General features: G+C 64.8%; 24 protein-coding genes and 2 tRNA genes. 12 read left to right on the top strand and 14 right to left on the bottom strand.

All coding sequences use genetic code 11. The features are described 5' to 3' along the window. Nucleotides 1–34: 34 nt before the first annotated feature. The 5 genes from ACQY4V_RS06400 to comD are packed head-to-tail and all read right to left on the bottom strand — an operon-like array spanning nucleotide 35 to nucleotide 4,084. Nucleotides 35–490, bottom strand: coding sequence for a tripartite tricarboxylate transporter TctB family protein (locus ACQY4V_RS06400; RefSeq protein ID WP_428516028.1), 456 nt, complete (start codon nucleotides 488–490; stop codon nucleotides 35–37). Continuing rightward, nucleotides 490–1,992, bottom strand: coding sequence for a tripartite tricarboxylate transporter permease (locus ACQY4V_RS06395; protein WP_428516027.1), 1,503 nt, complete (start codon nucleotides 1,990–1,992; stop codon nucleotides 490–492). The genes ACQY4V_RS06400 and ACQY4V_RS06395 overlap by 1 nt, the downstream gene beginning before the upstream one ends. Nucleotides 1,993–2,018: 26 nt before the next feature. Continuing rightward, nucleotides 2,019–2,975 (bottom strand): tripartite tricarboxylate transporter substrate binding protein, encoded by a 957-nt coding sequence (locus ACQY4V_RS06390; RefSeq protein WP_428516026.1) that lies wholly within the window; start codon nucleotides 2,973–2,975, stop codon nucleotides 2,019–2,021. A gap of 46 nt (nucleotides 2,976–3,021) precedes the next feature. Then, on the bottom strand, nucleotides 3,022–3,585 hold the full coding sequence (gene comE / locus ACQY4V_RS06385) for a sulfopyruvate decarboxylase subunit beta (protein ID WP_428516025.1): 564 nt from the start codon (nucleotides 3,583–3,585) through the stop codon (nucleotides 3,022–3,024). A 1-nt stretch (nucleotide 3,586) separates the two neighbouring features. Next, the gene (gene comD, locus ACQY4V_RS06380; protein ID WP_428516024.1) at nucleotides 3,587–4,084 is read right to left on the bottom strand and encodes a sulfopyruvate decarboxylase subunit alpha; all 498 of its coding nucleotides are present in this window, start codon (nucleotides 4,082–4,084) and stop codon (nucleotides 3,587–3,589) included. 142 nt (nucleotides 4,085–4,226) lie between these two features. Between comD and ACQY4V_RS06375 the strand changes: the two genes are divergently transcribed. Both ACQY4V_RS06375 and ACQY4V_RS06370 read left to right on the top strand, forming a co-directional pair. Beyond that, nucleotides 4,227–5,132, top strand: a complete 906-nt coding sequence (locus tag ACQY4V_RS06375; protein ID WP_428516023.1) for a LysR family transcriptional regulator — start codon at nucleotides 4,227–4,229, stop codon at nucleotides 5,130–5,132. A gap of 91 nt (nucleotides 5,133–5,223) precedes the next feature. Continuing rightward, nucleotides 5,224–6,651 (top strand): FAD-binding oxidoreductase, encoded by a 1,428-nt coding sequence (locus ACQY4V_RS06370; protein WP_428516022.1) that lies wholly within the window; start codon nucleotides 5,224–5,226, stop codon nucleotides 6,649–6,651. 19 nt (nucleotides 6,652–6,670) lie between these two features. On the opposite strand, the gene ACQY4V_RS06365 is transcribed toward ACQY4V_RS06370, so the two are convergent. Beyond that, the gene (locus ACQY4V_RS06365; protein ID WP_428516021.1) at nucleotides 6,671–6,892 is read right to left on the bottom strand and encodes a hypothetical protein; all 222 of its coding nucleotides are present in this window, start codon (nucleotides 6,890–6,892) and stop codon (nucleotides 6,671–6,673) included. A 25-nt stretch (nucleotides 6,893–6,917) separates the two neighbouring features. After that, nucleotides 6,918–7,003, bottom strand: a tRNA-Leu gene (locus ACQY4V_RS06360). Between the two features lie 129 nt (nucleotides 7,004–7,132). Here ACQY4V_RS06360 and ACQY4V_RS06355 point away from each other — a divergent pair. Together ACQY4V_RS06355 and ACQY4V_RS06350 are read left to right on the top strand one after the other, a co-directional pair. Further along, the gene (locus ACQY4V_RS06355) at nucleotides 7,133–7,747 is read left to right on the top strand and encodes an exopolysaccharide biosynthesis protein (RefSeq protein ID WP_428516020.1); all 615 of its coding nucleotides are present in this window, start codon (nucleotides 7,133–7,135) and stop codon (nucleotides 7,745–7,747) included. A 74-nt stretch (nucleotides 7,748–7,821) separates the two neighbouring features. Further along, nucleotides 7,822–8,298, top strand: a complete 477-nt coding sequence (locus ACQY4V_RS06350; RefSeq protein WP_428516019.1) for a disulfide bond formation protein B — start codon at nucleotides 7,822–7,824, stop codon at nucleotides 8,296–8,298. Here ACQY4V_RS06350 and ACQY4V_RS06345 read toward each other — a convergent pair. Further along, nucleotides 8,295–8,723 carry an Lrp/AsnC family transcriptional regulator gene (locus ACQY4V_RS06345; RefSeq protein ID WP_428516018.1) on the bottom strand — a complete coding sequence of 143 codons (429 nt, stop codon included), beginning with the start codon at nucleotides 8,721–8,723 and terminating at the stop codon, nucleotides 8,295–8,297. The two genes, ACQY4V_RS06350 and ACQY4V_RS06345, sit on opposite strands and share 4 nt — an antisense overlap. 115 nt (nucleotides 8,724–8,838) lie before the next feature. On the opposite strand from ACQY4V_RS06345, the gene rocF reads away from it, so the two are divergent. From rocF to ACQY4V_RS06330, 3 genes are all read left to right on the top strand, one after another. Further along, complete coding sequence (gene rocF / locus ACQY4V_RS06340) at nucleotides 8,839–9,768, top strand: arginase (RefSeq protein WP_428516017.1); 930 nt, start codon at nucleotides 8,839–8,841, stop codon at nucleotides 9,766–9,768. A gap of 17 nt (nucleotides 9,769–9,785) precedes the next feature. Continuing rightward, a complete protein-coding gene (locus ACQY4V_RS06335; RefSeq protein WP_428516016.1) occupies nucleotides 9,786–10,838 on the top strand; it encodes an ornithine cyclodeaminase in 1,053 nt (350 codons plus the stop codon). Between the two features lie 82 nt (nucleotides 10,839–10,920). Further along, nucleotides 10,921–11,577 carry an FkbM family methyltransferase gene (locus ACQY4V_RS06330; protein ID WP_428516015.1) on the top strand — a complete coding sequence of 219 codons (657 nt, stop codon included), beginning with the start codon at nucleotides 10,921–10,923 and terminating at the stop codon, nucleotides 11,575–11,577. Between the two features lie 254 nt (nucleotides 11,578–11,831). On the opposite strand, the gene ACQY4V_RS06325 is transcribed toward ACQY4V_RS06330, so the two are convergent. The 6 genes from ACQY4V_RS06325 to pdxH all read right to left on the bottom strand — a co-directional run bounded on the left by ACQY4V_RS06325 (nucleotide 11,832) and on the right by pdxH (nucleotide 18,473). After that, nucleotides 11,832–12,122: a hypothetical protein gene (locus ACQY4V_RS06325; RefSeq protein WP_428516014.1), complete on the bottom strand. Its 291-nt coding sequence runs from the start codon at nucleotides 12,120–12,122 to the stop codon at nucleotides 11,832–11,834. 160 nt (nucleotides 12,123–12,282) lie between these two features. Beyond that, entirely contained in the window at nucleotides 12,283–15,951 is a 3,669-nt protein-coding gene (locus ACQY4V_RS06320) for a vitamin B12-dependent ribonucleotide reductase (protein WP_428516013.1), read from the bottom strand. A gap of 574 nt (nucleotides 15,952–16,525) precedes the next feature. Then, nucleotides 16,526–16,602, bottom strand: a tRNA-Pro gene (locus tag ACQY4V_RS06315). Between the two features lie 148 nt (nucleotides 16,603–16,750). Then, nucleotides 16,751–17,245, bottom strand: coding sequence for a DUF192 domain-containing protein (locus ACQY4V_RS06310; protein ID WP_428516012.1), 495 nt, complete (start codon nucleotides 17,243–17,245; stop codon nucleotides 16,751–16,753). Continuing rightward, a complete protein-coding gene (locus tag ACQY4V_RS06305; protein WP_410000764.1) occupies nucleotides 17,209–17,748 on the bottom strand; it encodes a cold-shock protein in 540 nt (179 codons plus the stop codon). The genes ACQY4V_RS06310 and ACQY4V_RS06305 overlap by 37 nt, the downstream gene beginning before the upstream one ends. A gap of 119 nt (nucleotides 17,749–17,867) precedes the next feature. Next, entirely contained in the window at nucleotides 17,868–18,473 is a 606-nt protein-coding gene (gene pdxH, locus ACQY4V_RS06300) for a pyridoxamine 5'-phosphate oxidase (RefSeq protein WP_428516011.1), read from the bottom strand. Between the two features lie 180 nt (nucleotides 18,474–18,653). Here pdxH and fabI point away from each other — a divergent pair, with 180 nt between their 5' ends. The 5 genes from fabI to trpE are packed head-to-tail and all read left to right on the top strand — an operon-like array spanning nucleotide 18,654 to nucleotide 24,596. Beyond that, entirely contained in the window at nucleotides 18,654–19,460 is an 807-nt protein-coding gene (fabI, locus tag ACQY4V_RS06295) for an enoyl-ACP reductase FabI (RefSeq protein ID WP_428516010.1), read from the top strand. Nucleotides 19,461–19,484: 24 nt separating this feature from the next. Continuing rightward, a complete protein-coding gene (gpt, locus tag ACQY4V_RS06290) occupies nucleotides 19,485–19,985 on the top strand; it encodes a xanthine phosphoribosyltransferase (protein WP_428516009.1) in 501 nt (166 codons plus the stop codon). Between the two features lie 9 nt (nucleotides 19,986–19,994). After that, a complete protein-coding gene (locus ACQY4V_RS06285) occupies nucleotides 19,995–21,182 on the top strand; it encodes an aminotransferase (RefSeq protein WP_428516008.1) in 1,188 nt (395 codons plus the stop codon). Nucleotides 21,183–21,231: 49 nt separating this feature from the next. Beyond that, nucleotides 21,232–23,073, top strand: a complete 1,842-nt coding sequence (locus ACQY4V_RS06280; RefSeq protein WP_428516007.1) for a peptidyl-prolyl cis-trans isomerase — start codon at nucleotides 21,232–21,234, stop codon at nucleotides 23,071–23,073. A gap of 11 nt (nucleotides 23,074–23,084) precedes the next feature. Then, nucleotides 23,085–24,596: an anthranilate synthase component I gene (trpE, locus tag ACQY4V_RS06275; protein WP_428516006.1), complete on the top strand. Its 1,512-nt coding sequence runs from the start codon at nucleotides 23,085–23,087 to the stop codon at nucleotides 24,594–24,596. The last annotated feature ends 24 nt before the right edge of the window (nucleotides 24,597–24,620 follow it).

The raw sequence follows: 24,620 nt of genomic DNA, 5'->3' as shown, positions 1-24,620 counted from the left end.
TGTGGTCGCCTTGGTTTCTGTCAGGTGCCAAATTTCACGGCAGCGGGACGTGCAGGACGTAGCGGAACAGCGCGAAGAACGCGGTCATCACTGCCGCACCGCTGCCGGCATAGAGCAGCGCGGTCATGGGCGTCCACCTGTCATGCATCGCCGCGACGAGCCCACCCGCAAAGGCGATGGCGCCACTGGCCAGAAAGCCGATATGCGGGATGGCAAGGCATCCCGCGAACATGGCCACGATCAGCAGGACCCGTCGCCACCACGTGCCTGTGCCGAAGCCGCCGCTGTCGCTGGGATGCAGAAAACGTGTGACCAGTGACAGGCCGGCCGTCAGGATCATCAGGATTGCAACGGTGCGGGGAAACACCTGGCTGTCGCGGTCGGAATAGCCGGTGGTGTCGTAAAGCGCGATGATCCCCATGAGCACGAAGAGCGCGGAAATCACCAGCGATCCGATATGGCCGTCCGGGTGGCGTTGCTGGTCCGGCATCAGGTCTGCTCCCCTGCTTTCTTGCGGCGGAGGCGTGCCGTGTAGAGCGGCAAGAAGAGGGTGATCAGCGTGAAAGCGATGATCCCCTGCGAGATGGGCCGCCCGAAGAACATGCCAAAGAGGTTGCCCGTGGCCGAGCCGATGGTCCAGCCCTGCACGAAGCCCTGTTCGGCGATGGGGCCGAGGATCAGGCCCAGCACGATGGGCGAGGCCGCGAAACCGAAGCGCCCCACGACCCAGCCGAAGACGCCGAGGCCCAGCATCAGGATGACATCCGTCACGCTGTTGCGGATCGAGAACGTGCCGATGATGGTCATGAACCCCACCGTCGGCACGAGAACGGCCTTGGGGATGTTGACGATCGACTTGTAGGCGTAGCGCCCGATCAGCAGGCCCGCGGGCAGCATAAGCACCGTGGCGATCAGCAGGCCGTAGATGAAGGTAAAGACGATCGAGCCGCTTTGGCTGAACATCGTGGGGCCGGTGCGCACGCCCTGCACCAGCAGCGCCCCCAGCACGATGGCGTCGGGCGGCGTGCCTGGAATGCCCAGCACCAGCGTCGGGATGAAGCCCCCGCCCACGGTGGCGTTGTTGGCGGATTCCGTGGCGAGGATGCCGTCGGGCTCGCCCTCGCCGAATTTCTGGTGCGGCTTGCCGGTGCGCTTGGCCTCGGAATAGGCGACGAGCCCGGCGACCGAGCCGCCCGCGCCGGGCAGGATACCGATCAGGGTGCCGATGACCGACGATCGGATCAGGTTGATCTTGGACCGCGCGGCAATGCGGAACGCCTCGCCGATGCGGACCGAGCGCACGTCCTCTTCCACCTTGAGGTGGCGGTCGGGCGTCGCGACGAGGTCGATCAGCACCGGGATGCAGTAGAGGCCGATCAGCGCCCCGATGACGCCGAAGCCGCCGATCAGCATCTGGCTGCCGAAGGTCAGCCGGATGTCGGCCGAAACCTCGGCCACGCCGACGGTGGAGAGCAGCATCCCGAAGGCGCCGCCCGCCAGCCCCTTCATCAGGTTGCCGGTGGACAGCGACGCGATGAGCGACAGGCCGAAGATCGACAGCCAGAAATACTCGATCGGCCCGAACGCGAGCGCCACCTTCGACAGGGGCGGCGCCAGCAGCAAGAGCGAGAACGCCCCCACCAGCCCGCCGACGACCGAGGCGAAACAGGCAAGGGCAACCGCAAGGTCGCCGTCGCCGCGCTTCGCCATCGGATAGCCGTCAAACGTGGTGGCGATGGCCGAGGGCGTGCCGGGCGTGTTCAGCAGGATCGCCGCATAGGCCCCGCCATAGATCGCCCCGGTATAGATCGCGCCCAACAGGATCAGCGCCGAGGCAGGATCCATGCTGAACGTGATAGGCACCAGCACGGCCAGCGCCATCGTTGCGGTAAGGCCCGGAATCGAGCCGACGATCGTGCCCGCCACGACACCGAACAACGCTAAACCCAGGTTGAACGGAGTCAGGGCGGACAGGAAGTGACCGAATTCCATGTGTCGGGCCTTTGCGCGCGGTCAGTTTATTCGATCAGCCCCGCTTCGCGCGCGTCGCTGAGATATTCCTCGCTGCGCGCGGCCATGAAATCGTCCATGCCGTCCGCCTCGACATCCAGCATCGCAAAGCCGTTATCCAGCATCTGCTGACGGAACTCTGGGTCGTTGTTGATCTCGGCGATCATGTCGGACCACATCTGCGTGACCTCGTCGCTGGCCGAATTCGGCAGGGCGATCCCGCGATAGGCGCCGCCCACCATGTCATAGCCCAGTTCCTTGAAGGTCGGGACATCGGGGAAAAGCGGGTGGCGTTCCTCCATCGCGACGGCCAGCATCCGCACCTCTTCGCCCTGGGTCGCGGCCACGGTGGAATAGCCCCATTCCGCCTTGACCTGGTTGCCCAGAAGCGCGGTCACGGCGGCCCCGGTGCCTTTGAAGGGCACATAGGTGGTCTGGATATCGGCCATCTTGTCGAACTTGATATGCGCCAGATGGTTGGCCGTGGCCTTGCCCGAGCCCGACATGGTGACCTGGGCGGGGTTCGCCTTGGCGTCCTCGACCAGGTCCTCCAGCGTCTGGTAGGGGCTGTCGGCGCGCACGATGATCGCATCCGGCGTGAAGTGGAACATGTGGAAGACGTTCAGGTCCTCGGTGGTGAAGCCGACATCCTTTTGCGCCGGCTTGATGATGATATGGGGCAGGTTGACACCCATGATCGTCTGGCCATCGCCCGTCAGCCCGTTGAGCGTGGCCCATCCGACCGCGCCGCCGCCGCCGGGCTGGTACGAGATCACCATGTCCTGGCCGAACTTGTCCTTGAAGAACGGTTGTTGGAAGCGCGCGGAAATGTCGGATTCTCCCCCGGGTCCGAACGGGATGATATAGTTGACCGGACCGTTGAGTTCGGCCGCAGCGGCGCCGGTTGCCAGCGATGCGGTCACGGCCAGGGCCGCGCCCATCTTCAGAAATGTTCTTTTCAGCATGTGTTCCTCCCAGAGCTGTTTTATGTCGGCGTTTTCGCCGCCTTGATTACGCGTTGGCCTCCTTCAACGCGGTCATGAACCGGTCGCGGATCACGACCGGATCGGTCTTGATGACCGATACGGGGATGTTCCCGCTTTCGCATTTGCACACGATCACGGTCATCTTGTCACCTGCCAGCGCGTCTTTCATGACGGCGGCGCAGTCTTCGGCCTGGCACTCGATGACGTTTTCGCATCCGCAAGCCTCGGCCACCTTTGCCAGCGAGGTCTTCATGCCGGCATAGGTCGGCTGGTCGCCGGTGGAGCCGTAGCTGCCATTGTCGATGATCAGCAGGATGAAATTGTCGGCCACGTTGTTGGCGATGGTGGGCAAAGTGCCAAAATTGGTCAGGACCGAGCCGTCGCCGTCGATCGAGATCACCTTTTTCGACTGCGCCAGCGCCACGCCCAGCCCGATCGACGAGGCAAGGCCCATCGTGCCCAGCATGTAGAAATTGGTCGGCTGGTCATCCAGCATGTGCAATTCCTGGCTGGGCAGGCCGATATTGCAGACGACGAAATGGTCCGAAATCAGCGGGACCAGCGAGCGCAGGACGTCGGATCGGAACATGTCAGTACCCTTTCCAGAAGGTGGCATCCGTCAGGATCGCGACCGGCTTCATGCACATGAACGTATATTCCAGGATCCGGTCCAGTTCTTCGGCGTCGGATTCATGATGGAAGTGATAGGTCGGGATGTGAAGCTGATTCAGCAGCGCCTTGGTGTGCACGGCCATTTCCACCTGGCAGGCCACCGGCTCGCCCAGTTCTCCGCGATAGGAGATCAGCATCGGCAGCGGCATGCGGTAGAACTGTGTCAGCGTCACCAGCGTGTTGACCGTCACGCCAAGCGCGGTGTTCTGCATGATGATCGCGGAGCGCTTGCCGCCCATGTAGGCGCCGGCGCAGATGCCGATGCCTTCGTCTTCCTTGTTCGCGGGGATGTGGTGGATGTCCGCGCATCGGTCGATTTCGGCAATGACGCCGGCGAGCTGTTTGCACGGGACCGTCGTGACCAGTTTGACGTCGTTCTTGACCAGATCCGCGACGATCTTTGCGTCGATGCTCACGCGCAGGCCTCCCCCTCGATACGTTCATGTTTCATGATCTTGCGCGATAAGAGAAGCTTTAACAAACCAACAATCTTTTCCCATTTGTAAATGTCTGCTTTAGTAAATCGTGCCTTTGATCCTGTTGTGAAAGCGCCCTGCCATGTCGATCACGCTGTTCAAGACCCTTATTGCCGTCGCCGAGGAAGGCAGTTTCAACGCCGCGGCCGACCGCGTCTGCGTCACACATGCGGCGGTCGGCCAGCAGATGAAGCGGCTGGAAGAGACGCTGGGTGTGGCGCTTTTCGATCGGTCGCAGAAGTCCCCGCGACTCAATCAGCTGGGCCGCGCGATGGTGCCCAAGGCCAAGGAGGTTGTCGCCGCCTACGACACGATCCTGGATGACCTGACTGGCGATCCGCGCCTGATCGGGGATATCGTTCTGGGGGCGGTGCCGTCGACGCTGCGCGGGCTTGTGCCCAAGGCGATGAAGGGTCTGATCGGGCAATATCCGGACCTGCGGATCCGGGTGGTGCCGGGGTTGAGCCCGACCTTGCAGGAGATGGTCGAGACCGGCACGGTCGATGCCGCGCTGGTCAGCGAGCCGAACCGGACGCCGGCCACGATGACCTGGACGCCGTTCGCGGTGGAGAAGCTGGTGCTGCTGACCTCGGTGGAGGTGACCGAAACCGACCCCGAGCGCATCCTGTCGGCCAGGCCCTTCATCCGGCACAGCGCGCTGTCGGCCATCGGGGTGATGGCCGAGGACTGGCTGGCGCGAAGCAGGCTGAAGGTGCGCGACATGATGGAGATGAGCTCGCTCGACACGATCGCGAGCATGGTGGCGCATGATCTGGGCGTGTCGATCGGGCCGGATTTCTGCGTGCCCGACCCGATCTTCGGCAGCCTGCGCAAGCTGTCGCTGGGGCCCACGGCGCCGTCGCGGACGCTGGGCGTGCTGAGCCGTGCGGATTGTTCGAAATACCGGCTGGTCGAGCGCTTCCTGGACGAGCTCACCCGGACGGTCGAGGCCCATGGCGGGCGCACGGTTTCTAAAGAGATGGCTTAGATAATCGTAAATTATCTTGCCTTGCTAAAGATCGTGTTTGCCACAGAATGAGTCCGAACGAGGATCGGACGACAGGAGCATCGGGCAGTTGGTGGCATTCGAGATCGCGGAAGGCAGTATTCTGAACGATATCAGGGCGATTGTCGGGGAGACCGCCTGCAAGTCGGGCCCGGATGCCGCGCGATATTACGAAGACCCGCGCGGCAGCTTCACCGGCAAGGACTGTATCGTTGTCCTGCCCGAGACCACCGACCAGGTGTCGCAGATCGTGCGGCTGTGCAACGAATCCGGCATCGCGATCATCCCCTATGGCGGGGGCACCGGCGTGGTCGCGGGGCAGCTTTCGCTGGACAGCGACGCGGCCATCATCCTGTCGCTGGAGCGGATGAACAGGGTGCGCAGCGTGTCGCCGGATGATTTCGTGATGGTGGCCGAGGCCGGCTGCGTGCTGGAGAACATCCACGCCGAGGCCGAGCGGCACGACCTGATGTTCCCGCTCAGCATGGCCTCGAAGGGCAGTTGCACCATCGGTGGAAACCTGGCCACCAACGCCGGCGGCATACAGGTGCTGCGCCACGGCAATGCCCGCGATCTCTGCGTGGGGATCGAGGCGGTGATGCCGTCGGGCGACGTGCTGGAAGAGTTGAGCCCACTGCGTAAGAACAACACCGGCTATGACCTGCGGCACCTGCTGATCGGCAGCGAAGGCACCCTGGGCATCATCACCGCCGCCAGCCTGACGCTGAAGCCGCTGGACCCCGAGGCCGTGACCGCCTTTTGCGCCATCACGTCGCCGGCGGATGCCTTGCGGGTGCTGCGGGCGCTGCGCACGGCCATCGGCAACCGCATGAACGGGATGGAATTGATGAGCGGCTTCGGCGTTGGCCTTGTTTGCGAACATTTCCCGACGCTGAGAAACCCCTTCGCCGACGACCACGCCTGGTACCTGCTGATCGATGCCGCCGGGAACCCAGGCGTGCGGGACGAGACCGAGGCGGCGCTGGCGGACTGCATCGAGAAGGGTTTCGTCCTCGACGTCGTGATGGCCGAATCCGAGGCGCAGCGCAGCGCGCTCTGGTCGCTGCGCGAGCATACGCCCGACGCCAACCGCAAGACCGGCGCGTTCTGCAGCAGCGACACCGCGGTGCCGATCGGCCAGATCGACGCGTTCGTGTCGGGTACGCATGCGGCGATTGCCGGCGTTCACGAGGGCCTTCGGACGAACAGCTATGGTCACATCGGCGACGGGAACATTCATCACAACGTCTTTCCGCCGAAAGGCATCTCGAAGGCCGATTTCCTGCGGACCCACCCCGGCATCGCCAACCGCGTGCGGGGGGCGATCAACGAGGCGACGCTGGCGCTGGGCGGGTCGATCAGTGCCGAACACGGGATCGGCCGCCTGAAACGCCAAGACCTGCAGAAACACGCAAGTCCCAGCAAGATGGCCCTTCTGCGCCAGATCAAGCAGGCCATTGACCCGAACAACATCATGAACCCCGGCGCGCTGATAGAATAGCGCGCCGCCGCGGTCCGGGTCAGGATGAAAGTCCCGTGAGCGAGTTGGATTTGTTCAGGTGTTTCTTGCGCCACGCGACGAACCATTCATCGGCGTCGCCCCCCTTCAGCCAGGGCAGCACCGCGCCCCTGCCCGCCTGCAATTCCTCGCCGCCACCCGCGCAGACGCGGCGGTTCAGGGAATGGTTTGGAAGTCGCCTGAGGGGGGAGCGTACACCGCCGTAAGGCAGGTGATTGAACACTCGGCGCGCAAGCCCTCGAAGGGGTTGGTACCCAAGGCCGGACTCGAACCGGCACGGTATCACTACCGGGGGATTTTGAATCCCCTGCGTCTACCATTCCGCCACTTGGGCACGGACCCAACGTCTACCCAACTCGTCGCCCGAGGACAATAGCAGAACTGACGCTGGCGTCGGGCCATGCGATTTGCTACCGCAGAGCCGACGACCCCTTCGCCCCTCTCTGTCCAAGGACCCCAGAGCATGACCGAGACCGCCCCGGAAGATCTTGCGATCTCGGACCGGCTGGACCAGTTGACCGCCCGCGCCGAGGGCGCCGAGGTCTCGCTGGCCTGGATCCTGGAGCAGTTGCACGAACGCGCCTTCGGGCTCTTCCTGCTGATCCTGGCCCTGCCCTGCTGCATCCCGTTCCTCTATGGCGTGCCGCAGATCGTGGCCTTGCCGCTGATGTTCGTCTCGGTCCAGATCATGATCGGGCGGCGGGTGCCCTGGCTGCCGGGAAAACTGGCCGAGCGCCGCGTCGCCACGGCCAGCCTGCGCCGGCTGGCCGAACGCGCCGGCCCGTGGCTGCGCCGGATCGAGGCGGTGAGCAAGCCGCGCCTCGGGGTTCTGACCCGCAGGCCGATGGATCATTTCGTCGGCGCCGCGCTGGTGCTGTTCAGCGCGTCGATCCTGGTGCCTCTGCCCGCCACCAACACCGTGCCTGGCTTTGCCGTGGTGGTGGTGGCGATGGGCCTGCTGCAACGCGACGGTATCCTGGTGTTGATCGGCGCCGTGCTGGGCACCGCGTGGATCGCCACGCTGTTCTTCGCCGGGGCGACGCTGGTCAGCCTGATCCGGGGGTGGTTGGGCCTGTGACACGGAAATTTGATCCCTTGCGAAGCGCCGCACACCCGGTCTAATGCGACCACCCCTTACCGTTCGAGGCAATCGTGACCCGTAATTCCCTTGTCGTCCTCGCCGCCGTCGGCTCCCTGGCCCTGCTTCTGGGGGCTTTGGCCTTTCAGCACCTGGGCGGGCTTGCGCCCTGCAAGATGTGCATCTGGCAGCGCTGGCCCCATGGCGCGGCGGTCGTTTTCGGGGCGCTGGTGCTGCTGGTGCCTCTGGGCGTCGGGGCGGTGCGGCTCTTGCTGGGTGCGGGATTGCTGGCGGCGCTGACCACGGCCGCGATCGGCTTCTATCACACGGGCGTTGAACGGGGCTGGTGGGAAGGCCCCTCGTCCTGTTCCTCCGGCAACACGGCGGGCATGAGCACCGACGAGCTGATGGAGCAGATCATGTCCGCGCCGCTCGTGCGCTGCGACGAGGTGGCGTGGCAAATGCTGGGCCTGTCGATGGCCAGCTGGAACATGCTGGCCTCGCTTCTGTTGGCGGTGTTCTGGCTGATGGCGCTGCGCCGGGCCGCCTAACCCGCCTGTTTCTTCGTGCTGAGCAGCAGGCTCGTCTCGGACGTCGCGACGCCCTCGAAGCGCCTTATCTCGGCCAATACGGCATCGAGGTCCTCCAGCGTTTCGGCCCCGATCTCGACGATCAGGTCCCAGCGGCCATTGGTGCTGTGCAAGGCCCGCACCGCTGACAGCCCACGCAGCCGCCGCTCGATCCGCTCGGTGCCGCGCCCTTCGATGCCGAGCATCATCAGGCCGCGCACCGGATCGCGGATCGTGTCCTCTTTCAGCACGACCGTGAAGCCCACGATCTTGCCCGAGGCCTTCAGCCGGTCGATCCGTGAGCGCACCGTGGTGCGCGACACGCCAAGCGTCATCGCCAGTTCCGACAGCGACGCGCGGGCGTCATGCCGTAGGGCCGACAGCAGTTTCTGATCCACCGCATCCATTTTGCAGACCATAGCCTCCGTTTTGCCGATATTGGTTTCGGTGTGAACAAAATACCTGCTTCATTCCGAACATTTTAGCAACAACATTCTGGCCAACACCAAAAGGAGCCGTGCGATGACCCAGACCAACTGCATTCTGATCGGTGCCCCCGTGGACAGCGGCAAGGCAAGGCGCGGCTGCCTGATGGGCTCGGACGCGCTGCGCGTGGCGGGGATCGAGAAATCGCTGGCCTCACTGGGCCACAGCGTCGAGGACTGGGGCAACCTCACCCCTGCCCCGGCGACCGCGCCCACCTCCCTGCCCGGCCACCTGGTGCAGCCGGCGGAAACCATCGGATGGACCGAAAGCATCGCCGATGCTGCCGAAAGGGCGATGGACAGCGGCCTGCCGATATTCCTCGGCGGCGACCATGCGCTGTCGCTTGGCAGCGTGATCGGCGTGGCCAATCACGCCGCCCGCGTGGACCGCCCGCAATTCGTGCTGTGGCTGGACGCGCATACCGATTTCCACACGCCGCAAAGTACCGAGTCGGGCAACCTGCACGGCACGCCGCTGGGCTATGCCACGGGGCGCGACGGGTTCGACGGGTTCCCCGAGGTGAAAAACCCGGTGCCCTATGAGAACATCTGTTTCCTCGGCCTGCGGTCGGTCGACCCCGACGAGCGTGAGTTCCTGCAATCCACCCCCGCGCACCGCCACGACATGCGCAGCATCGACGAACAGGGCATCGCGCGGCCCCTAGCCGCCTTCCTCGACACGGTCGCGGCCGCAGGCGGCGCGCTGCACGTGTCGTTCGACGTCGATTTCCTCGACCCCGGCATCGCGCCCGCCGTGGGCACCACCGTGCCGGGCGGCGCCACGATCCGCGAGGCGCACCTGGTGATGGAGATGATCTGCGACAGCGGCCTCATGACCTCGCTCGATCTGGTCGAACTCAACCCCTTCCTCGATGAACGCGGCCGCACGGCGCAGGTGATGGTGGAACTGACCGCCTCGGCCCTTGGCCGCCGCATCTTCGACCGTCCCACCCGCGCCTTCGCCTGATTTCAAAGGAGCCTGACATGCCCATCCTCGCCCCCTCCGACAAGGCGCTCGTGCCGTTCGTCTCTGTCGAGAACATGATGCGTCTGGTCCATCGGATCGGCATCGAAAAGATGCTGACCGGGCTGGCCGAGTATATCGCCGCCGATTTCGCCCGGTGGGAACTGTTCGACAAGACGCCCCGCGTGGCCAGCCACTCGGATGTGGGCGTGATCGAGCTGATGCCCACCTCGGACGGCGAGGCCTATGGCTTCAAATACGTCAACGGCCACCCCAAAAACACCAAGGACGGGCTGCAGACCGTGACCGCCTTCGGCCTTCTGGCGGATGTGGACACCGGGTATCCGGTGCTGCTGACCGAGATGACGGTGCTGACGGCGCTGCGCACGGCGGCGACCTCTGCCCTCGTGGCCAAGCATCTGGCGCCCAAGGGTGCCGACACCATGGCAATGATCGGCAACGGCGCGCAGTCGGAATTCCAGAGCCTTGCCATGAAGGCCATTGTCGGGCTCAAGACCGTGCGCCTGTGGGACACGGACAAGGCCGCCACGCGCAAGGCCGCGCGCAACCTCAAGGGGCTGGGCCTGAACGTGGTGGAATGCGACAGCGCCGAGGACAGCATGGAAGGCGCGCAGATCATCACCACCTGCACGGCGGACAAGCAATATGCCACGATCCTGACCGACAACATGATCGGCGAAGGCGTGCATATCAACGCCATCGGCGGCGACTGCCCCGGCAAGACGGAACTGGCCCCGGCGATCCTGACGCGGTCGGACATCTTCGTGGAATATCCCGAGCAGACCCGGATCGAGGGCGAGATCCAGCAGATGGACCCCGACCACCCGTTGACCGAGTTCTGGCAGGTCCTGACCGGGGCCGCGCCCGGACGCACCAGCGACCGGCAGATCACGCTCTTCGACAGCGTCGGCTTCGCCATCGAGGATTTCAGCGCCCTGCGCTACATCCGCGACCATATCCCCGGCACGGATTGCTTTCTCGACCTCGACCTGCTGGCCGACCCGGACGACCCGCGCGACCTTTTCGGCATGGTGCAGCGCGCCACGCCCTGACCCCGGGGGCCGAACCGCTCTCGCCTTCGGCGCCGCGGTTGGGTATCACCCCGCGCGAGGACCAGCAGGAAAGAGCGTGCAGATGGCGTCACTCACCCGATGGCTCGACCGTCGCCGGAACCCGTGGAAGGGCGTCTATCACGATGCGTATCGCACGTGGCGGCGGCAGAAGGGCCAGGCGCGGCTTCATCAGTACGGCAACCTGGTGCCCGGCGACGTGGTGTTCGACCTTGGCGCGGCGCGCGGCGGCTGGACCGACACGGTGCTGGATCAGCAGCCCGCCGCGCAGATGCACCTGTTCGAGCCGCATCCCGGTCTTGCCGACGATCTGAAACGGAAATTCGCGGGCCGCGACCATGTGCATGTGCACGAGCTGGCCATCGGGGCCAACTCCGGCACGATAAAGCTATGGGACGGGGGCGAGGCCTCGTCCCCGGTCAGGCGTCATGGCAAGAGCGTCGAGGTGAAGTCCATGTCGCTGGGCGATTTCTTCACCCATACGCCGGTCGATCTGATCGCCCTCATGAAGGTCGATATCGAGAGCGGCGAATACGACCTGCTGCCCGCGCTGATCGAGACGGGCGAGGTTTCCAGGATCGACCGCCTGCAAGTGCAGTTCCACCTGTTCGAGCCCGACATGAAAGCGAAGCGCGACGATATCCGCACCCGGCTGAACAGGACGCACCACTGCGTCTGGTCCTATCCGTTCGTCTGGGAAGAATGGCAGTTGCGCCCCTGAGGGACCAAGAAAAACGGGGGGCACAAGGCCCCCCGGTTCAAGTTTCGCCGCTCAGGCTCACTCTTTATGTACCGCCCGGTTTCTGCCTGCGGCCTGAGCTGCGTCAGGGGCGAGCGCACCCGCCCCGGATGAGGATGGGTCAGAGCGATAGTCTGCCCCCACCCTATTCGCTGTGTCATTCCGGGCCCCGGCGCGAGATGTGCTGTCCGGCCCCGTCGCCCCCGCACGCGGGAGCGCTTGTGTCGTCTATCCCGTCAGGCCCCGCTATCGGGTACCGGCCCCGAGGTCTGGAACTCGATCCGGCCGGTGTCCCGGAACGCCTTGCGGATCATGATCGTGAAGGCTTCGCCCGACGCGGTGTGCACGGTGGCCTGCCCCTCGACGCCCTCGATCTTGTCGAAGACCTCTTCGGAGACATGCGCCTCGCCCGACCCGGATCGCTTGCCGTCCTTGACCTCTACCGCGACCGTCACGGTCATCGGCTCGGTTTTCGCACCTGCAACCTCGATTGTCGCGTCCTTGAATTCTCGAATATCGTCGGCCATTTTGCTCTTCCTTGACCACAGCGCGGTTCGGCGCCGCAGGTGGTTACTATGTGTTCGGCCCGGTGCGGCGCGTGCCGCCTCTGGCCCTGTCTCGTCGGGGCGGCCGGCCTAACGCCAAACCGGGACCGCCCCTACACATCCCCCAGGGATGTGTGTTCCGTCAGCTACACCCCGACGTCGCGCCGCAGGTGTTGCACTTCATGCAGGTGCCGTTGCGCACCAGCGTGTAGTTGCCGCATTCGCCGCAGGCCTCGCCCTCGTAGCCCTGCATCTTGGCCTTGGTCGCCGCCGTCATGCCCACCGTGCCCGAAGACACCGCCGTGGTCGTGGTCGCGCTGACCGACTTGGTTTCCGGCACCAGGGTCTTCAGCGCCGTCTCGGGGTCGCCGCTGTCGAGCGCGGTGGCCAGCGCCGCCCCTCCGTTCAGCACCACCAGTTCCTGGGGCAGACGCTTGCGCAGGTAGCCGGTCGAGCTGATCTGCTTGAGCACCTCGAGGGATTTCGAGGCGGCTTCGCCCGACATCTCCTTGATATTGCTCACGCCTTCCTCTTCGCCGCGACCGAGGTCGTCAAACGACGCGCCTTCGGGTTTGACGTGTGCGAGGTCGGTGCGATCCAGATAGCTGACCGCCAGTTCGCGGAAGATATAGTCCAGGATCGACGTGGCGTTCTTGATGCTGTCATTGCCTTGGACCATGCCCGCCGGCTCGAACTTGGTGAAGGTGAAGGCGTCCACGAACTCCTCCAGCGGCACGCCGTATTGCAGGCCCACGCTGACCGCGATGGCGAAGTTGTTCATCATCGCGCGGAAGCCCGCACCTTCCTTGTGCATGTCGATGAATATCTCGCCAAGCGAGCCGTCACCGTATTCACCGGTACGCAGGTACACCTTGTGCCCGCCGACGACCGCCTTTTGGGTATAGCCCTTGCGGCGCTCCGGCATCTTCTCGCGGTGGCTGGCCTTGATGACCTCCTTCACGATCACCTTCTCGACGATCTTCTCGGCCAGCACGGCGGCCTTTTCCTGCGCCGAGCCGCTTTCCAGGATCTCGGCGGCCTCGTCGTCATCCTCGACCAGCGCCGCGGCCAGCGGTTGCGACAGTTTCGAGCCGTCGCGGTAAAGCGCGTTGGCCTTCACCCCCATCTGCCAGCTGCGCTCGTACGCTTCCTGACAATCCTCGATGGTGGCGTCGTTGGGCATGTTGATCGTCTTCGAGATCGCGCCCGAGATAAACGACTGCGCCGCTGCCATCATGTCGATGTGGGAGTTCACCGACAGGAAGCGCTTGCCCTTCTTGCCGCAGGGATTGGCGCAGTCGAAGACCACGTAATGTTCTTCGCGCAGATGCGGTGCGCCTTCCAGCGTCATCGTCCCGCATACGTGGTCGTTGGCCGCCTCGATGTCCTTCCTGGAATAGCCCAGCGAAGCCAGAAGGTCGAAGGTCGGGTCGTTCAGCTTTTCCGCCGGGATGCCCAGCACGTTGCGGCAGAACTCCTCGCCCAGCGTCCACTGGTTGAAGACGAAGCGGATGTCGAAGGCGCTGCCAAGCGCCGCGTCGATCTTGGCCAGCTCGTTCGCGCCAAAGCCGTGGCCCGCGAGCGTGGTGTGGTTGACGCCCGGTGCGTTGCCGATGGTGCCGTGACCCACGGCGTAGGCCACGATTTCCTCGATCTCGGCGCTGCCATAGCCCAGCTTTTCAAGCGCGGCGGGCACCGACTGGTTGATGATCTTGAAATAGCCGCCCCCGGCCAGCTTCTTGAACTTGACCAGCGCAAAGTCGGGCTCGATGCCGGTGGTGTCGCAGTCCATCACCAGGCCGATTGTGCCGGTGGGTGCGATCACGGTCGACTGCGCGTTGCGGTAGCCGTGCTGTTCGCCCAGCTTCAGCGCCTCGTCCCAGCTGGCCATCGCCAGATCGGCCAGGCGGCTGTCGGGAACATTGGCCAGATCCAGCGGCACGGGTTTGACGGCCAGCTTCTCATAGCCTTCGGTCGCGCCATAGGCAGCGTTGCGGTGGTTGCGCATGACCCGCAGCATATGCGCCTTGTTGCGCTTGTAGCCGGCGAACGGTCCCAGTTCCTTGGCCATCTCGGCCGAGGTGGCATAGGCCACGCCGGTCATGATCGCGGTCAGCGCACCGCACAGCGCGCGGCCCTCGTCACTGTCATAGCCGAAGCCCATGTTCATCAGCAGGCCGCCGATATTGGCGTAACCCAGGCCCAGCGTGCGGAACTCGTAGCTCAGCTGCGCGATTTCCTGGCTGGGGAACTGCGCCATGGTGACCGAGATTTCCAGCGTCACGGTCCAAAGGCGCGTGGCGTGCACATACGCTTCCGCATCGAAGGTATTGCCGTCGAAGAATTGCAGCAGGTTCATCGACGCCAGGTTGCAGGCCGTGTCATCAAGGAACATGTATTCCGAGCACGGGTTCGAGCCGCGAATGGCGCCGTCTTCCGGGCAGGTGTGCCAGGCGTTGACCGTGTCGTGGTACTGGATGCCCGGATCGGCGCAGGCCCATGCGGCATGGCCCACCTTTTCCCACAGCTCGCGGGCGGGGATTTCCTTCACGACTTTGCCGTCGGTGCGGTTGGTTAGCTGCCAGATTGCGTCGTCCTTGACCGCCTTCAGGAAGGCGTCGGTGACGCGGATCGAGTTGTTGGAATTCTGCCCCGATACGGAGGCGTATGCTTCACTGTCCCAGTCGGTGTCATAGGTCGGAAACTCGATGCTTTCATAGCCCTGCTTGGCATAGTCCAGCACGCGCTTGACGTAGGTTTCCGGAATGGCCGACTTTTTCGCGCCGCGAATGGCGTCTTTGAGTTGTGCGTTCTTGCTGGGGTCGACCGCATCTTCGGTGCTGCCGTCCCAGGCGCGGATCGCGCTGAAGATCTCGTTCAGCTTCTGCTCGTGCATCTTGGAGCCGGCGACGATCGACGCCACCTTCTGTTCCTCGATGACCTTCCAGTTGATGAAATCCTCAATATCGGGGTGATCGACGTCGCAGATCACCATCTTGGCGGCGCGGCGCGTGGTGCCGCCCGACTTGATCGCCCCCGCCGCGCGGTCGCCGATCTTCAGGAACCCCATCAGGCCGCTGGATTTGCCGCCGCCCGACAGCGGCTCGTTGGCCGCACGCAGCGAGGAAAAGTTGGTGCCGGTGCCCGAGCCATACTTGAACAGGCGGGCCTCACGCACCCACAGATCCATGATGCCACCGTCGCCGACAAGGTCGTCCTTGACCGACTGGATGAAGCACGCATGGGGCTGCGGGTGCTCATAGGCGCTGCTCGATTTGGTCAGTTCGCCCGTCTTGAAATCCACGTAGTAGTGGCCCTGTCCGGGGCCATCGATGCCATAGGCCCAGTGCAGGCCGGTGTTGAACCATTGCGGGCTGTTGGGCGCCGCCATCTGCCGCGCCAGCATGTAGCGCATCTCGTCGAAATAGGCGCGGGCGTCTTCCTCGGTCGAGAAATAACCACCTTTCCAGCCCCAATAGGCCCAGGCGCCGGCCAGCCGGTCAAAGACCTGCTTGGCGCTGGTCTCGCCGGTTTTCGGCGTGTCGTCAGAGGCGGGCACCGAGCGCCACAGGAACTCGGGCACGTCCTTTTCCTCGACCTTCTTCAACGCGGTGGGCACGCCGGCCTTGCGAAAGTACTTCTGCGCGATCACGTCGCTGGCGACTTGGCTCCACTTGGCGGGCACCTCGACCTCGTCCAGCTTGAAGACGGTGGTGCCGTCAGGGTTGCGGATTTCCGAACTCGTGGTGACGAAATCCAGCTCCGCGTAAGCGTCCTGACCTGCCTTGGTGAACTTTCTTTCAATCTTCATTGTGGCTGCCCCATGATCCAGCATTTTATGACCAGCACGGCCTTTGGCCGCGACCCGTGCGTCTCAGTGGACCAGGAGGTAAAGCCGATCCCTGCCGATGCGCCGCATCCGGTCGCACCCTGCTTGTCCCGGCGGTGCCGGCGGAATTCGTGGTGTCTGTCCCTACCTGGATCCGGGCCACTATATCTTGTGGCTTGCTGATCCGCCCACACAAAGTGGCGTATCGGGACATAGACGGTCAACGAATTTTTTACCCTGATTGCCGAAAAATTTGGGTTGACCGGCTTATCCACAACGGCGGCGCGCGGCGCCTGGCGATTCATTCGGCGGGCCAATGCGAAGGCGGCCTGGAAACCGGGCGGGAAAAGCGCTTTCATACATGCGGCTTAGCCGGTTCTGAACGGATCAGTTCGGCCCTCGGGACCCGTGTTGCCCAAAAACCCACCACATATAGTATCCACAGGCCGCTGCCGGCCCCATATAGAGCGTAGCCAGCGGCCTGCGCGCTCGACCGGCCCCGAATCCGCAGAATCACCGCCATTCCGGGCGTTTAAAGTTGTGCTGGAGGAAGAAGTGGTCGGGGCGGCAGGATTCGAACCTACGACCCCCTGTACCCAAAACAGGTGCGCTACCAGACTGCGCCACGCCCCGGACCGTGTGGCCCGTTTAGAGCGGTTTGCGATGAATGGAAAGCCCCATTGCGACGCGCGCAAAATCTGCGCGACATGGCATCCCGGACTTGATCCGGGATCTCCCGGCAGGAGGTCCCGGGTCAGACCCGCGACGGGCGCACGCGGGCCTAGTCGGCGGCGCAGGGCCAGACGGCGGCGCCGGCCCCGATCGCCGGGTGGCGCAGCTCGGTGCCTTCGGAAATGCCCAGTTGCCGCGCCATGCCGCCATTGATCTCCAGCACGTATTGGATCGCGTCGCCGCCGTAGATCAGCGACTCGTCCAGGGGCTGCGCCTCGTGATGCACCTTTTGCACCGTGCCGGTGTCGTCGAGGAAGATCATGTCGAGCGGGATAAGCGTGTTTCGCATCCAGAACCGCACCGGGCGCGGGGCCGGATAGGCGAACAGCATGCCCGCCGAACGCGCCATGCTCTCGCGGTTCATCAGGCCCTGGGACCGTTCAGCGTTGTCGTCGGCCAGTTCCACGGTAAAGCTGGCTGAGCCCCAGTCGCCGCGCAGGTCGACCTTGTCGTCGCGGCAGGCGCCCATCGCGGCCCCCGCCATCAGCAGCAGCGCGGCCGCGCCCGTCAGGAGCCTTTGGATTCCTTGACCGCCATTTCCCATCCACACACCTCCGTGGCCATGCGGCCGCGTTTACCTTCTATGACACGAATGGCAAGCGCCTCGCCCGGCTGCAAGTCCGCAAGGCCCGACCGGCGCAACACTTCTATGTGAACGAACACGTCCTCGTCGCGCCCGAACGTGTTGGCAAAGCCGAACCCCTTGCCCTTGTCGAACCATTTGACCCGCGCCGGTTCCAGCGGGGCGGCGCGGATCACCTCGGGGTCGATGCCTTCCAGGTCCGCCAGCCCGGTGGCCTCGGCATCCTCCGGTGGCTTAATCTCCAGCACCTCCACCGCCTGCACGCCGCGTTCGGTCTGCTGGACCGTCAGCAGGATTCCGGCACGGTCGGCGACGGAGCTTTGACCGAAATTGCGCAGAACGTTGGCGTGCAGCAGGATGTCCGGACCGCCCTCGTCGGCCACGACGAATCCGAACCCCTTGACGGGATCGAACCACTTTACATGGCCATGCAATTGCCTGGTGCCGTTTGCCGAGTCTTCCACGCTCACTGTCCGCTTGGGCCGTGTTCACAGGCCGTTTCGGAATATTGCGCCGAAGTGAATGGCGGTTTCAAGAGACTCCCATGGCATTCAAAGGTATGCATACTTGAAACTCGGGTCCGCTATGGGCTCAACCGTTTGATTTCCCAAGTGCTTTCATGCGTTTCGCGCCGCCAGACAAACCGATCGTGCAGACGGAAGGCGCCGTCGGCCCAGAATTCGATTTCAACCGGAGCGATACGAAACCCGCCCCAAAACGCGGGACGCGGTGGATTCGGTCCCTTGGCTGCGGTCACGCGCGCCACCTCGGCCATCAGCTCGGCCCGCGAGCCGAGCGGTTGCGATTGCTTCGAGGCCCACGCCCCCAGGCGGCTTTTCAGCGAGCGCGACGCGAAATAGGCGTCGGCCTCGGGACCGTCCTCGCGGGTGACGGTGCCGCGCACCCGGATCTGGCGGCGCAGCGATTTCCAGTGCAGCACCAGCGCGACCTTGCCGCTGGCCGCGATCTCGGCGCCCTTGGCGCTCTCGTAATTCGTATAGAACACGAAACTGTCCGGGCCGATGCTTTTCAGCAGAACCATCCGGACATTGGGCATCCCCTCGGGATCGACCGTCGCCAGCGCCATGGCGTTGGGGTCGTTGAGCTCGGTCTTCTCGGCCTCGGCCAGCCAGGCGCGCGCTATCTCGAAAGGATCGTCGCCCGCGAATTTTCCGGTTCTGTCGGTCATTCGATCTTCCCCGTCCTGTCCCGTTCCCGCGCTAGACCGCGGCGCACGATTGCGCAAGTACAACCTGATCCGCCCGCCACGCATTCTCGCCTGCATGCCGTCGCATCCGGTCTTTGGCTTGATGCACCTTTTGCAATCGCCTAAAGCAGTCAGACAAGCGAAGTGGGCCGAGGGCACTGAATGTCAAATCAACTGATGGCGGGCAAGCGTGGGCTGATCATGGGATTGGCCAATGACAAATCCATTGCGTGGGGAATCGCCAAGGCCTGCGCCGACGCCGGTGCCGAACTGGCCTTTTCCTACCAGGGCGAGGCGCTGCTGAAACGCGTCAAACCACTGGCCGAGGAACTGGGCAGCGACACCATCCTGCCCTGCGACGTGGCCGACATGGCCTCGATCGGGGCCCTGTTCGACGAGTTGGAAAAGAAATGGGGCAAGATTGACTTCCTGGTCCATGCCATCGGCTTTTCCGACAAGAACGAACTGCGTGGCCGCTACGTCGACACCAGCCGCGAGAATTTCATCAAGACGATGGATATCTCGGTCTATTCCTTCACCGCCGTGGCCCACCGCGCCGAGAAACTAATGACCGATGGCGGCTCGATGCTGACGCTGACCTATTACGGCGCCGAGCAGGTGATGCCGCATTACAACGTCATGGGCGTGGCCAAGGCCGCCCTCGAGGCGTCGGTCAAATACCTGGCCGAGGATCTGGGCCGCGACGGCATCCGCGTGAACGCCATTTCCGCGGGTCCCATTCGCACGCTGGCCGCCAGCGGTATCGGCGACTTCCGCTATATCCTGAAATGGAACGAGCTGAACTCGCCCCTGCGCCGCAACATCACGATCGAGGATGTGGGCAAGTCCGCACTCTATCTGCTCAGCGATCTGGGCAGCGGCACCACGGGCGAGAACCTGCACGTGGACGCAGGCTATCACATCGTCGGCATGAAGGCCGTCGACGCACCGGATATCGACAAGAGCTGATCTGCCCCAGACGGGAGACACCGCATGACAGACCGCCTGCCCCACGAAAAAGGCTTTCACGTCAGCTGGGACCAGCTGCACCGCGACGCCCGCGCGCTGGCCTGGCGGTTGCAGGACGAGGCACCCGCCGATGCCGACTGGAAAGCCGTGGTCGCCATCACCCGCGGCGGCATGGCCCCCGCGATGATCGTGGCGCGAGAGCTGGACATCCGCGCGGTGGATACGATCAGCGTGAAATCCTATGACCACCAGACGCAAGGCAAGCCGAAGATCCTGAAATCCCCCGATCCCGACCTTGTGGGCGACGGGACGGGCGTGCTGATCGTCGATGACCTCGTCGATACCGGGAAAACACTGGAAGTGGTCCGCGCCGCCCTGCCGAAGGCGCATGTCGCCACCGTCTATGCCAAGCCGCAGGGGCGCGAGCTGGTCCATACCTTCGTCACCGAAGTCAGCCAGGACACCTGGATCTTCTTCCCTTGGGACATGGCCCTGCAATATGTCGAGCCCTATCGCGGGGCCTGAGGACGCAAAATGACAAGCCGCACCGAGACGACCTTTTCGCCCCCGGTGATGGAGGCGCGGCGCTGGCTGGAGGGCGTCATCTTCCCGCCCGAGCGCCCGCTGATCAACGTCAGCCAGGCCGCCCCGGTGGAGCCCCCGCCCGACCAGTTGCGCCGCGTCATCGCCGAAGCCGCGCTGAACGAGCCTCAGGCGCATCTCTACGGGCCGGTGCTGGGCCGGCCGGATCTGCGCGAGGAAGTCGCCCGCCAGTGGTGCGGCGCCTATGGCGGGGCTATCGCGGCCGACCAGGTCGCCATCACCTCGGGCTGCAACCAGGCGTTCGCCGCCACCATCGCCGGGCTGTGCACCGAGGGCGACGAGGTCATCCTGCCGACCCCGTGGTACTTCAATCACAAGATGTGGCTCGACATGCAGGGCGTCACTTCGGTGCCCCTGCCCACCGATGACGCGCTGCTGCCCGACCCCGAGCGGGCCGAGGCCCTGATTACTCCCCGCACGCGGGCCATTTCGCTGGTCACGCCCAACAATCCCGGCGGCGTGGAATATTCCGCCGACCTGGTACGGGCGTTCTTCGAACTGGCACGCCGTCACGGCATCGCGCTCATCGTGGATGAGACCTACCGCGATTTCGACGCCCGCAGCGGCGCGCCGCATGACCTCTTCACCGATCCCGCGTGGGACGATACGCTCATTCAGCTCTATTCCTTTTCCAAGGCCTATCGCCTGACCGGCCACCGCGTTGGCGCGATGGTCGCCAGCCGCGCGCGGCTTGCCGAGGCCGAGAAGTTTCTGGACACCGTCACCATCTGCCCCAACCAGCTGGGCCAGATCGCCGCCCTGTGGGGGATGCAGAACCTGTCCCAATGGCTGGCCGGCGAGCGCGACGAGATCCTCGACCGCCGCGCCGCCATTTCCGACAACATGCCCAGGATCGAGGGCACGGGCTGGCGCCTCATGGGCTGCGGTGCCTATTTCGCCTATCTCCGCCACCCCTTCGCCATGCCGTCCGATGATCTCGCGCAGAAACTGGTGGCCGAGGCCGGTATCCTGCTGTTGCCCGGCACCATGTTCCAGCCCGCCGGTGACGCACAGGGCAAGCGCGAGGTCCGCGTGGCCTTCGCCAACGTGAACCGCGCGGAAATCGGCACGCTCTTCGACCGGCTGGCCGCGCTTGACTGGCCCCTTGCTCCTCGCTGAAACCGGCCTTAGACAGGCCTGAACGCAAGAGCAGCCCCGGGGAGGCCAAATGGCAGCCAAAAGCATCACGAAACCGCTTGTCTGGATCTTGATGGGTCTTCTGATCCTCGGTCTTGGCGGCTTCGGCGTCACCAGCCTGTCGGGAACCCTGCGCACGGTCGGCACCGTGGGCGAGGCCGAGATCTCGGTCCAGGACTATTTCCAGGGCCTGCAGAACGAGATCCGCGCCGAAGAGGCCGACCGCGGCGAAAGCATCAGCTTTGCCCAGGCCCGAGAGTTGAACATCCCCGAGCGTGTCATGGGCCAGCTGACCGTGCAGGGCGCGCTGGACCATGAAACCATCGTCAACGACATCTCGGTGGGCGACACGAACCTGGCCGACCAGATCACCTCGATGCGCCAGTTCACCGGGCCGGGCGGCGAGTTCGACCGCGAGGCCTACCGCTTTACGCTGGACCGCATGGGCATGAACGAGTCCGAGTTCGAGGACGACATCCGCCGCGAGATCGCCCGCAGCTTCGTGCAGGCCGCGGTGCTGTCCGGCGTCACCATGCCGGAGGTCTATACCGACACCGTCAAGCAATACCTCGGCGAACGGCGGGGCATCGAATGGGCCGTGCTGGGCCGCGAGGACCTCGAGGTCGGCGTGCCCGAGCCCACCGACGAAGACCTCGCCGCCTTCCATTCCGAGAACGAGGCGCGGTTCACCCGCCCCGAGGTCAAGCGCATCACCTATGCGTGGCTCACGCCCGAGATGATCCTCGACACGGTCGAGGTGGACGAGCAGGCCCTGCGCGACGCCTATCAGGCGCGGCGCGACGAATTCGTTCAGCCCGAGCGCCGGCTGGTCGAACGGCTGGTGTTTTCCGACACCGCCGCCGCCGAAGCCGCGATGGCGCGGCTCGAAGAGGGCGAGGCCAGCTTCGAGGATCTGGTGGCCGAACGCGGGCTGGCGCTGGCCGATACCGACATGGGCACCGTCGAGGCCGCCGATCTGGGCGAGGCCGCCGATGCGGTGTTCGGCGCCGCCCCCTCCGAAGTGGTGGGCCCCCTGCCCAGCAGCGTCGGCCCCGCGCTGTTCCGCGTGAACGCGGTGCTTCAGGCGCAGGAAACCACCTTTGAAGAGGCCGAGCCGGAACTGCGCGACATCATCGCCGTCGACCGCGCCCGCCGCGTGGTCGAAGGCCGGGTCGATGCGGTCGACGACCTTCTGGCCGGTGGCGCCACCATCGAGGATCTGGGCGCCGAGACCGCCATGCGCGTGGCCAGCATCGACTGGCATCCCGGCATGTCAGAGGAAATCGCCGCCTACGAAGGCTTTCGCGCCGCCGCCGCGAACCTCGGCGCGGACGACTATCCCGAGGTGATCGAGCTGGAGGATGGCGGCATCTTCGCGATGCGCCTGGACGAGACCGTGCCCCCCACCCTGCAACCGCTCGACGAAGTGCGCGACGCCGTCGCCGAAGCCTGGACCCAGACCAGGATCAACCAGCTTCTGCGCGAGCAGGTCGCCGGCAAGGTCGGACGCCTGGCCACCGGCGAAAGCTTCGAGGAGGTCGAGCTGAGCATCGACGGCAGCGAAGAGGTCACCCGCCGCGGCTTTATCGAGGAAGCGCCGCAGGAATTCATCCAGACCGTGTTTGGCATGGAGGCGGGCGAGGTCGAGGTGATCAACGGCAACGGCCGCATCTTCGTGCTGAAACTCAACACGATCGAGCCTCCCGACCCCGAGGATGGCGACCTGCAACAGATCGACCGCTTCCTGCGCAACGAGACGGCGGGCAGCCTGTCGCAGGACCTGTTCCAGGTGCTGGCCAACGACATCCGCACCCGCGCCGGTGTCAATTTCGACCAGGGCGCGCTCAACGCCGTGCACAACAACTTTCAGTAAGGGCTGACGCGTTGGATCTTACCCCGTCATTCGAGGATTTCGCCGCAGGGTACGAGGCCGGGCAGAACCAGGTCGTCTACGCCCGGCTGGCCGCTGATCTGGACACGCCCGTGTCGCTGATGCTGAAACTAACGGGCGCGGCCCGCGATGCGTTTCTGCTGGAATCGGTCACCGGCGGCGAGGTGCGCGGACGCTACTCGATGATCGGGATGAAGCCCGACCTGATCTGGCAATGCCACGGGACGGCCAGCCGCATCAACCGCCAAGCACGTTTCGACAGCGACGCGTTCCAGCCGCTGGACGGCTCGCCGCTCGACACGCTGCGGGCGCTCATATCCGAGAGCCGCATCGACCTGCCCGAGGGCCTGCCTGCCGCCAGCGCGGGCCTCTTCGGCTATCTGGGCTATGACATGATCCGGCTGGTCGAACGCCTGCCCGACGTGAACCCCGACCCGCTGGGCCTGCCTGACGCGGTGATGATCCGCCCCTCCGTCATGGCCGTTCTGGACGGGGTCAAGGGCGAGGTGATCGTCGTGGCTCCCGCCTGGGTCAGCGACGGGCAAAGCCCCCGCGCCGCCTATGCCCAGGCCGCCGAGCGGGTGATGGACGCGGTACGCGACCTCGAACGCGCCCTGCCCCAGCAGGCCCGCGATCTGGGCGACGCGCACGAGGCCGGCGATCCGGTCAGCAATTTCACCCGCGAGGGCTACAAGGCCGCTGTGGAGAAGGCCAAGGAATATATCCGCGCGGGCGACATCTTTCAGGTCGTGCCCAGCCAGCGCTGGACGCAGGCGTTTCCGCAGCCGCCCTTCGCGCTCTATCGCAGCCTGCGGCGCACCAACCCGTCGCCGTTCATGTTCTATTTCAACTTCGGCGGTTTCCAGGTGGTGGGGGCCAGCCCCGAAATTCTTGTCCGCGTCATGAAGGGCGAGGTCACGATCCGCCCAATCGCCGGCACCCGCCCCCGTGGTGCGACGCCCGAAGAGGACCGCGCCAACGAGACAGACCTGTTGGGCGATCAAAAGGAGTTGGCCGAGCACCTGATGCTGCTGGATCTGGGGCGCAACGACGTGGGCCGCGTGGCCAGGATCGGCACGGTCCGGCCCACCGAGGAATTCATCATCGAGCGCTACAGCCACGTCATGCACATCGTGTCCAATGTGGTGGGCGAGTTGTCAGAGGAACACGACGCGCTATCCGCCCTTCTGGCCGGCCTGCCCGCCGGCACGGTATCCGGCGCCCCCAAGGTCCGCGCGATGGAGATCATCGACGAACTGGAGCCGGAAAAACGCGGCGTCTATGGCGGCGGCGTGGGGTATTTCAGCTGCACCGGCGACATGGATGTCTGCATCGCCCTGCGCACGGCGGTGGTGAAGGACGGAAAACTCTACATCCAGGCGGGCGGCGGCGTGGTCTATGACAGCGACGCCGAGGCCGAGTACATGGAGACCGTCCACAAGTCCAACGCCATCCGCCGCGCCGCCGCCGATGCCACCCGCTTCACCGGCAACGGCAACGCGTAAGGTGGGGTTTCACCCCACCATCAC

Origin of the sequence: Roseovarius sp., from assembly GCF_965277045.1 — a bacterium.
Classification (GTDB): domain Bacteria; phylum Pseudomonadota; class Alphaproteobacteria; order Rhodobacterales; family Rhodobacteraceae; genus Roseovarius.
This window is presented reverse-complemented; position numbering and strand designations above follow the sequence as displayed.